Origin of the sequence: Streptomyces sp. SID4985 (genome assembly GCF_009863025.1) — a bacterium.
GTDB lineage: Bacteria > Actinomycetota > Actinomycetes > Streptomycetales > Streptomycetaceae > Streptomyces.
The window spans coordinates 1-8,970 of the sequence record NZ_WWIR01000228.1 but is presented as its reverse complement, the minus strand read 5'-3'; the positions used below and the strand labels follow the sequence as shown (position 1 = coordinate 8,970).

9 protein-coding genes and 1 pseudogene are annotated in these 8,970 nt (G+C 73.3%); 4 read left to right on the top strand and 6 right to left on the bottom strand.

The window, feature by feature from the left end:
* Positions 1–358, bottom strand: a pseudogene (locus tag GTW40_RS09345) (CAP domain-containing protein); the annotation flags it as partial.
* A 399-nt stretch (positions 359–757) separates the two neighbouring features.
* A complete protein-coding gene (locus tag GTW40_RS09340) occupies positions 758–1,600 on the bottom strand; it encodes a helix-turn-helix transcriptional regulator (protein ID WP_161179700.1) in 843 nt (280 codons plus the stop codon).
* A 108-nt stretch (positions 1,601–1,708) separates the two neighbouring features.
* Between GTW40_RS09340 and GTW40_RS09335 the strand changes: the two genes are divergently transcribed.
* Complete coding sequence (locus tag GTW40_RS09335) at positions 1,709–2,491, top strand: SDR family oxidoreductase (RefSeq protein WP_161179699.1); 783 nt, start codon at positions 1,709–1,711, stop codon at positions 2,489–2,491.
* Positions 2,492–2,560: 69 nt separating this feature from the next.
* Complete coding sequence (locus GTW40_RS09330) at positions 2,561–3,769, top strand: MFS transporter (RefSeq protein WP_161179698.1); 1,209 nt, start codon at positions 2,561–2,563, stop codon at positions 3,767–3,769.
* Between the two features lie 102 nt (positions 3,770–3,871).
* Here GTW40_RS09330 and GTW40_RS09325 read toward each other — a convergent pair whose 3' ends face one another.
* The gene (locus GTW40_RS09325; RefSeq protein ID WP_161179697.1) at positions 3,872–5,248 is read right to left on the bottom strand and encodes a serine hydrolase domain-containing protein; all 1,377 of its coding nucleotides are present in this window, start codon (positions 5,246–5,248) and stop codon (positions 3,872–3,874) included.
* Between the two features lie 102 nt (positions 5,249–5,350).
* On the opposite strand from GTW40_RS09325, the gene GTW40_RS09320 reads away from it, so the two are divergent.
* The gene (locus GTW40_RS09320; RefSeq protein WP_161179696.1) at positions 5,351–6,046 is read left to right on the top strand and encodes a TetR/AcrR family transcriptional regulator; all 696 of its coding nucleotides are present in this window, start codon (positions 5,351–5,353) and stop codon (positions 6,044–6,046) included.
* A 138-nt stretch (positions 6,047–6,184) separates the two neighbouring features.
* On the opposite strand, the gene GTW40_RS09315 is transcribed toward GTW40_RS09320, so the two are convergent.
* Positions 6,185–6,679 (bottom strand): DUF1398 family protein, encoded by a 495-nt coding sequence (locus tag GTW40_RS09315; protein ID WP_161179695.1) that lies wholly within the window; start codon positions 6,677–6,679, stop codon positions 6,185–6,187.
* A 108-nt stretch (positions 6,680–6,787) separates the two neighbouring features.
* Between GTW40_RS09315 and GTW40_RS09310 the strand changes: the two genes are divergently transcribed.
* Positions 6,788–7,267, top strand: a complete 480-nt coding sequence (locus GTW40_RS09310; protein ID WP_161179694.1) for a MarR family winged helix-turn-helix transcriptional regulator — start codon at positions 6,788–6,790, stop codon at positions 7,265–7,267.
* Here the strand turns inward: GTW40_RS09310 and GTW40_RS09305 are convergent.
* Both GTW40_RS09305 and GTW40_RS09300 read right to left on the bottom strand, forming a co-directional pair.
* Complete coding sequence (locus tag GTW40_RS09305) at positions 7,255–7,947, bottom strand: hypothetical protein (RefSeq protein ID WP_161179693.1); 693 nt, start codon at positions 7,945–7,947, stop codon at positions 7,255–7,257. The genes GTW40_RS09310 and GTW40_RS09305 overlap by 13 nt on opposite strands.
* A gap of 37 nt (positions 7,948–7,984) precedes the next feature.
* Positions 7,985–8,970: FAD-dependent oxidoreductase (locus tag GTW40_RS09300; RefSeq protein ID WP_161179692.1), on the bottom strand; the 986-nt coding region annotated here is incomplete at its 5' end.

Sequence of the window (8,970 nt, the reverse complement as noted above, 5' to 3'; positions counted from 1 at the left end):
GGGGTGCCGCGTGGGTGCGGGCGGGAGCGGTGTGCGGGCGCTCGGCGCGCTCGCGGTGTTCGCGGTGCTCGGGGGCGGAGGGCGTCGCGGCCGGGGTCTCGGGCGTCGTCGAGGCGGGAGCCGGGCTGCCGCGGTGGCCCTCGGGGCTCGTGTGGTCCCAGCTCCGCGTGATCTGGTCCGCCGTGTCCTGCTGCCGGTCCCACGCGGTGCGGTACGGCGCCGAGCCGGACTGCGACCCCGTGTCGTCGCCGCCCCACTTGACGCAGGCCATGGCGGCGGAGGGCACACCCACCGCGCCGACGGCGACGGCGGCGATCACCATCCGCCGGTAATGCTGCTGCTTGCGGTGCTTTGCCATGTGTGACCTCACTGCCATTGCGCGGACTTCGCCTTCTCAACTGCGAAGACGCTCTGCGAGACGCCATTCTTAGGAAGCGTTCACAGGCTGCGCAAAGAGCGGCTCGTACTACTGCGCTTCGTAGGACAGAAGCGGGCCGTACGTACAGGCAGGGGTGGGCCGACCCGTCGTCAGCGGGTCGGCCCACCCCTGCCGTGCCGTCAGAAACCCTGTGCGTGCGCAAAAACGAGAGTCGGCGCCGAGTGAAGATCACCCCATGCGGTCAGGAATGATCCACATCCACACCAAGACGGACAAATCCCACTTGTCGTCAGGGTGCCGTCTACTAAGCGGCCCGCGTAGGTCGCGCGAACGCTGTGACCGAAGTCACGGAACCGTGTCCGATTCCGCCCGTTTGCCTCAGCCGGATACCTCCACGTGCCCGGCCGCGAGCAGCCGCAGCGCTTCCTCGGACGGTGAGCCGGGCGCGGCGGTGTAGATGACGACGTTCTGGTCCCGGTCGGGGAGATGGAGGACGTCGCAGTTCACGGTCACCGGGCCGACCGCCGGGTGGTGGAAGGTCTTGGTCAGGGTGTGCTCGGCCGCCACGTCGTGCGCGGCCCACAGGCGGATGAACTCCGGGCTCCCGGCGAGGAGTTCACCGATCAGCGCGGCCACCTCCGGGGAGTCGGGGTAGCGCGCGGCGGCGGAGCGGAGCCCTCGGACGCAGGAGCGCGCGAACGCGTCCGCGTCGGACACGCCGTACAGCCGCCCGCCCTTCGGGCCCGGTCCGAGGAAGGTGCGCCGTACGAGATTGCGGTCGCGCGGGGGTACGGCGGAGAAGTCCTCCATCAGGGCGGCCGTCAACTCGTTCCAGGCGAGCACCTCGTAGGTCGCCGAGGTCACGAACGCGGCGGAGCCGGGGAGCCGGTGGATCAGGTCGAGGGCGCTCCGCGGTACCTCGCGCGGCGGTCCGGGCGGCGGGCCCGGGGGCGTGCCCGCGAGATGGTGGAGGTGGTCGCGCTCGGCGTCCGACAGCCGCAGCGCCCGCGCGAGACCCGCCAGCACCTCGCGCGAGGGGTGCGGGGCCCGGGCCTGCTCCAGCCGTGTGTAGTACTCCGTCGAGATGAACGCCAGCTCGGCCACCTCCTCGCGCCGCAGCCCCGGCGTCCGCCGCCGTGCCCCGGCGGGCAGCCCCACTTCGGCGGGCGCGATCCGCTCCCGTCGGCTGCGCAGGAACCCGGCCAGTTGTCCTCTGTCCACGCCTCCAGTATTCCGCCGTCCCGCCCGCGCGACGGGGTACCGGCCGAGTTCCGTCCAGGTACCGGTGATACCTGGATGGGCTCCCGGAGACGGCGCAGGCTCGGAGACATGAACGACACAACCACCACCCCCCTCGGCCTGCTGGCCGGCAAGGTCGCCTTCGTCACCGGGGCCGGACGCGGCATCGGCGCCGCCGCGGCCCGCTTGTTCGCCCGCGAGGGTGCCCGGGTGCTGCTCGCCGCGCGCACCGAGGACCAGTTGAAGGCGGTGACCGAGGAGATCACGGCCGACGGCGGCACCGCCGCGTACACCGTGTGCGACCTGGCCGACGCCGACTCGGTACGCGCCGCGGTGCAGCACGCCGTCGACCTCTACGGCCGCTTGGACGTCGCCTTCAACAACGGCGCGACCATCCAGCACCCCGGCCCCCTGGACCGGACCCCCGAGGCCGACTTCGACCACGTCTACGCGGTCAACCTCAGGGGTCAGTGGCTCGCCATGGCCGCCGAGGTGGCCGCGATCCGGGCCACCGCCGGGAGCGGCGCCATCGTCAACAACTCCTCCGTCGGCAGCCACGGTGCCAACCCCGAACTGCCGGTCTACGGCGCGATGAAGCGCGCCCTGAACAGCCTCACCGAGTCCGCCGCCGTCACCTACGGCCCCGAGGGCATCCGCGTCAACGCCATCGCGCCCGGCGGCACGCTCACGGAGATGATCCGCGCCTGGGAGGCCGAGTCGCCCGGGGTGCTGGACCGGATCGCCGGGCTCAACCCGTTGGGCCGCGCCGCCGAACCCGAGGAGATCGCGCAGGCCGCGGCCTGGCTGCTCAGCGACCGGGCCTCGTACGTCAACGGCACGATCCTGCGGGTCGACGGGGGCACGAAGCTCTGAGCCGGTGCCCCGGCACGTCCGGCGTAGCCGCGCCGGTCCCGCGCGGGGTGCCCGTGCCTATGGTGGAGCGTGATCGACTCCGACACCGAGCCCGCCCGGCGGCGTCGGCGGCGGCCGGGCTACGCGGCCGCCGCGGGCGTCTTCGCCGTGGGCATGATGGGCACCACGCTCCCCACCCCGCTGTACGGGCTCTACCGGCAGCAGATCGGGTTCTCCGAGCTGATCGTCACGGTGGTGTTCGCCGTCTACGCCGTCGGCGTCATCACCGCCCTGCTCGTCGCGGGCGGCGCCTCCGACGTCCTGGGCCGCCGCCCGGTACTGGGCTGCGCCCTGGGCCTGTCCGCGCTCAGCGCGGTCTGCTTCCTCTTCGAAGAGGGGCTGCCGCTGCTCTACGTCGGCCGGGTGCTGTCCGGCTTCTCGGCGGGGCTGCTCAGCGGCACGGGTACGGCGGCGGTCCTCGACCTGGCACCGGCCGGGCGGCGGGGGCGCGCCGCGCTCGCGGCCACGGCGGCCAACATGGGCGGCCTGGGACTCGGCCCGCTGCTCTCCGGCTTCCTCGCGCAGTACGCGCCCTACCCGCTGACGCTGCCCTTCCTGGTGCACCTGGGCCTGCTCGCCGTCGCGGCCACCGTCACCGCCCTGCTCCCCGAGACGGTCCACCACTCCGGGCGCCGCCCACCCCTGCGCCCCCAGGGCATGACGATCCCGCCGCAGGTGCGCGGGGTGTTCGGGCCAAGCGCGCTGGCCGCGTTCGCCGGGTTCTCCCTGCTCGGCCTCTTCACGGCGGTCGCCCCCGCCTTCCTCACCGAGACACTGGGCGAACACAACCTCGCCGTCACCGGCGCCGTCGTGTTCTGCGTGTTCTGCGCCTCGACCGTCGGCCAGCTCCTCATGGGACGCCTGGGCCCGCGTACGGCACTCCCCACGGGCTGCGCGGTGCTCGCCGCGGGCCTGGTGCTGGTCGGTGTCTCCCTGCTGACCGAGTCGCTTCCGGTGCTGCTCGCCGGTGCGGTGGCGGGCGGGATCGGCCAGGGCATGGCCTTCCGCGCGGGCCTCACCGCGGTCGGCTCGGCAGCGCCCCCGGACCATCGGGGCGCCACCATCTCGGCCTTCTTCGTCGTGGCCTACCTGGGCATCTCCCTGCCCGTCGTCGGCGTGGGCGCCCTCGCCGCGGCCCTCGACGTGCGCGAGGCGGGCATCGTGTTCACGGCGTGCGCGATCGTGCTGGTCGCGGCGGTGGGGTTCCGGGTGGGCCACCGGCCGCCGGAGGCGCTGTGACGGGCAGGGAGGACCGCCGACCCGAGCCACCGGGTTCTGCCCGACTCCGGAGGCCGCGGGGTGGCGGGGGCGGCCGCTCGGGTTCGCCCCCGCGGCGGCGGGTCAGAATGCCCCCGTGACCCGGTTGAAGAGCCGGCCGGCGAGGTCGATGCCCGTGACCGTGCCGTCGGTGTCGCGGGAGAAGTAGCCGCGCTGCCCCTGCAGGCCGCCTTCGGTGACGATGTACTCGTCGCCGTCGCCCGGGAGGAAGCCGATGTCCGCGGCGGGGTGGTCCGGGGGCATTTCGTCGGCCGATGCCTCACGGAGTTCCGGCTTGATTCCGACCGCCAGGGTGAGGCGGGTGCCGTCGGTGGCGAGGTCGAGGTTCATGGCATCGATCTCGTAGCGTCCGACGACCTGCCGGGCCCGGCTCTCGTCGTACGGGACGGGCTCGGTCGTCTTCTCGACGACGCCGAGGTAGTGCTCGAGCGCCCAGCGCGCGACGGACTGGTTGAAGGAGTAACCGTCCGGACCGGCGTTGGCCAGGGAGACCACCGCGAAGTCGCGCTCGGGCACGATGAGCAGCTCGGCGAACTGGCCGTTGCCCGAGCCGCCGTGGCCGATGGCGTGCAGGCCGTCGAGGTCGTGCAGGAACCAGCAGATGCCGAAGCCGTCGCCGAGCGTGCTGGCGCGCAGCGCGACCGTCTGTTCCCGCATCCGGCGCAGCTCCGCGGCGGGCAGTACGCCCTCGCCGTCGCCGAGTTGGAAGCGTGCCCAGCGCAGCAGGTCGCTCACCGAGGAGGCGAGGCCGCCACCGGGGTTGTCGCGGCGGGCGCCCTCCTTGAAGGCGCCCCAGGGCCGGGCGGGGCGCAGTTCGCCGTCGTCGCCGCGGTTGTGGCCCACGGCGAACTTGCGGACCATCACTTCGGACAGGCCGTACACGGTGTCCGCGAGGCCCACGGGCTCGAGGACGAGCGTGGCCACGGCCTGCTCGAAGGGCAGGCCCGTGACTTTCTCGATGATCCGGCCGGCGAGGTTGTAACCGGCCTGGCTGTAGGAGGCGCGGGCGCCGGGCGGTGCGATCAGCGGCAGTTGGGGCAGTCTCGCCACGAGCCCGGCCAGGGAGCGGTCGCCCTCGCCGTCGTCGATCAGGTTCCAGTCGAGTCCCGCGGTGTGGTTGAGCAGGTTCAGGACGGTGATCCGCGCCGCGGATTGTTCGTCGGCGAGCTTGAGTTCGGGCACATAGCGGCGTACCGGCGCGTCCAGGTCCACCTTTCCCTCGGCGACCAGGCGCATCAGCGCGGTCGCCGTGAAGGTCTTGGACACCGACGCCAGAGGAAACAGCGTCTTCTCGTCGACCGGCAGCGGGTTTCGGAGGTTCGTCACGCCGTGCGAGGCGTGGATCTCCCGGCCGTCCAGGAGGACCCCGACGGCGACACCGGGAATGTCCAGCTCCGCGGCCTGCGCCTTGACGAATTCGGCCAGTCTGTCCTGCGACATGGTTCCCCCTCCAGATACTTGTACTAAGTACGAGAGGCAGCGTAGGGCCGCCTTGAACAAAGTGCAAGAGTTCGTGAACTAAGTTCAAGTAGGGTGGTGGCCATGCCGCGAGACACCCTCACCGCCGACCTGATCGTCCGTACGGCCATCGAGCTGCTCGACGACGAAGGGCTGGACGGTCTCAACATGCGGAGCCTGGCGAAACGGCTCGGCTCGGCTGCCACGGCCGTCTACTGGCACATCAAGACCAAGGACGACCTGGTCCGGCTCGCGGGCGACGCGATCTGGCACGAGGTCGAGCTGCCCGACCTCGACGCCGTTGGCTGGCGTGCGGCCGCCACCGCCCATGCGGGTGGGATGCACGCGATGCTCACCCGGCATCCCTGGCTCGTCCAGGCGTTCGGCGGTCATCTCCTGCACGGGCCCGGCCAGGCGCGGTACAACGATCTCGGCCTGGCCATCTACGAGAAGGCGGGCTTCACCGCCGCCGACGCGGACCGGGCGGCGGCCGCCGTGTTCACCTTCGTGCTCGGCAGTGCGCTCGGACCCGCTGCGCAGGTCTCTCTGCATCGCCGGCTGAGCAAGCACGGCGCGGACGCCGAGCGGCTGATGGCCGACACCATGGCACGCGCCGCCGAGACTGCCATGCGTTTCCCGCGTCTGCGTGAACGCCTCGGCACCGCGGCCTCAGCCGAGTACGCCGCGGCGCCCGACAGCACCTTCGAGTTCGGGCTCCGGTCCCTCCTCGACGGCTTCGAGCTCCGGCTCGCCGCCGAGGGTGGCGGTCACCCGGGGTGATCCGACCCGCGACCGGCTCCCGTGCGAGGTGCGCTCGATGGCGGCGACAGTCCTGTCCCGCTCAGGTGTCGCGCCTGCGGCGGTCGTACGGCCGCTTCGCCTGGCGTCGTGCTGTGGGGTGGGCGGCCGGTCCGGTACTCAAGGGGTGGTAGTGGTGCGAGGTCCGCGAGAGGTGAGAGGGCTGGGGCGGGTTGGGCTTTCCAGGGGCGGCGGCGGAAGGTCGACCGCCGGATACGACTCGGTGTACGTCTCACCCCGCGCGCCCCGATAGACGCAGGTCCGCCCCGTCAGATCCACGTCGTACCGGACCACCCCCGCCTCCCAGCAGCCGCGCACGAACTCGGGGAACGAGGTCTCGCCCGCCTGGTCGGCGCGGAGCGCGGTGAGCAGGGCCGTGCGGTCGAACGGCGGTACGTCGGTCATGCCGCTGATCAGCGGATCGCCCTGGACGGCGACGGGGCCGGCGTCGGTGACGTAGAGCATCGCCCCGGACGGGACGGTCATCGTGCAGAGGGTGGTTCCGGCCTGGCGGAGGGCTTCGGCGAGGTAGGGGAAGCCGCCTGCCCTGGGGCGGGCGGAGGCGCCGCGTTCCAGGGCTGCCTTGAGGGCCGGGACGGCGATGTGTGGGGTCATGGGTGACACGTTGCCCTTGTGACAACATATTGTCAAAATGGCCCGGTGTTGTGGATGTGGCAGTCTGTTGTCGCATCGACAGTGAAGTGGCAGGTCAGGAGGCTGGGCATGGGTGACGAGGCGGCGTTGCTGGTCGCGGACATGTACGAGGCGGCGGGGGCGCTGCGGCGGCTGGGGGAGAAGACCGCCGCCGCCGAGGGGCTCACACAGGCCCGCTGGCAGGTGATGAGCGTGGTGGCGGAGAGTCCGCTCACTGTTCCGCAGGCGGCGCGACGGCTCGGGGTGAGCCGGCAGAACGTCCAGCGGGTCGCGGGCGACCTGGTCGAGCGGGACCTCGCGGCCTTCGAGCCCAACCCGGACCATCGGGGTTCGCCCCTCCTGGTCCTCACCGGCGCGGGCGCCGAGGCGCTGGGCCGCGTCACCGAGCGCGCCGCCGCCACCCACCGCGCGGTGTTCGGTGAGATCCCGGGCGACGACATCCACGCGGCCAGGGAGTTCCTGCGCGTGCTGCTGACGGAACTGGACCGATACGAAGCGGCCGGGGGAGAGGACGCGGGCGGCTCGGAGGGGCCCGCTCAGACCCGTTGACCCCCGGGCACCCGTACCGTCGTCGTCACCCGCACCTGGCTCGGGCCGCGCGGTGTCGAGCCGAAGCCGAACAGCACCGGCGGCGCGACGGGGCCCATGGCGCCGAGGTCGCGCCCCTCGTACACGGCCTTCGCGGCGGTGACCCGGCGCAGATCGCGGGCGCCGTACCACTCGTACCGGCCGCCGCCCGCCGAGCCGCGGGTGCGCAGGCCCAGCAGCAGCCGGGCGAGCGGGTCGAACGCGGTGGCGCACGCGGTGCTCGCCGCCACCCGTCCCGGCACCGCCCGCAGCAGCAGCCCCAGCGGCCCGCGTCGGCCGACCGTGAAACGGAGGGTGAGCAGCGGACCGGCGTCCACGTTCCAGTGGGCGCCTTCGGTCTGTACCCCTACGGGGACGACCCTGACCTCGTCGAAGCCGTACGTCCCGGCGATGAAGTCCGCCGTCCGGCGGGTCGGGGCCAGCAGCACCCGGTGGCCCTCGGCGGTCTCCACCATCACGTCGCTGAACGGGCCGAACGGCGAGCGCGGCCAGTGGCCCAGCACCAGCCGGGTACCGGAGGCCGTGCCGATGCCGGTGATCCAGCCGTCGAAGCGCAGCAGGGCCGACCGCCCGGAGGCGCCGTGCGCGCCGGGGGTCTCGCGCGGAGCGGGACGCGCCTGCTCCGGACCGGGTGACACCATCCGCCCCGACTCCCCCCGGACCCCTACGGCGAAACCCCTACCCCCGCGCCAGCATCTCCCGCGCCGTCTCCAGCGCCTCGGCCCGGTCGTGCGGGACGACGCCGATCCGGGTGCGCCGGTCGAGGAGGTCGGACGGCACGAGCGCGGCCTCGTGCCGTACCGCCCAGAGGAGTTCGGCGCGGGTGACCGGGTGGCCGGGTATCACCGGCTCGGCCAGGCTCCGGTCGCGCTCGGCGAGCGCGTGCACGGCCGTCGCCTCGGTGCCGTAGCGGCGGACCAGCCGGGTGGGCGCGGGCAGGCGGCGCAGGGCGGCCGGTTCGGCGGCGCCCACCAGGGGGAGCGCGGCGGTGGGGGAGGGCCCGGCCGGGAGCCGGTGAGCGGCGACGGCGGCGTCCACGGCGTCCTCGGCCATACGGCGGTACGTCGTCAGCTTGCCGCCCACCACCGTGACCACACCCTCGCCGGAGGTGAGCACGGCGTGCCTGCGCGAGATGTCGGAGGTGCGCTCCCCGGCCGACCCGGGCGCGGAGGTGTCCAGGAGCGGGCGCAGTCCCGCGAAGGCGCCGTCCACCTCGTCCCGGCGCACCGGGGTGTCCAGCACGGAGCCGAGGACGTCCAGGAGGAAGCCGATGTCGGTCTCCGGCACGTCGGGCTCGTCGGGGATCTCGCCCTCCACCGGTTCGTCGGTGAGGCCGACGTAGGTACGGCCGTCGCCCTGCGGCAGGACCAGCACGAAGCGGTTGGTCTCGCCGGGGACCGGGATGTGCAGCCCGGCCGGCAGGGAGCCCAGCCGCCGTGAGCGCAGGACCAGATGGGTGCCCCGGGAAGGTCGTACGCGCAGCCCCTCGACCAGGCCGCCCGCCCATACGCCGGTCGCGTTGACGACGGCCCGCGCCCTGATCTCCCCCTCCTCGCCGGTGAGTTCGTCGCGGAACCGGGCGCCCCCGGCGGCCAGCCGCAGCGCGCGGACACGGGTGAGGACCCGGGCGCCGTGCGCGGCGGCGGTACGGGCCAGCGCGGTGA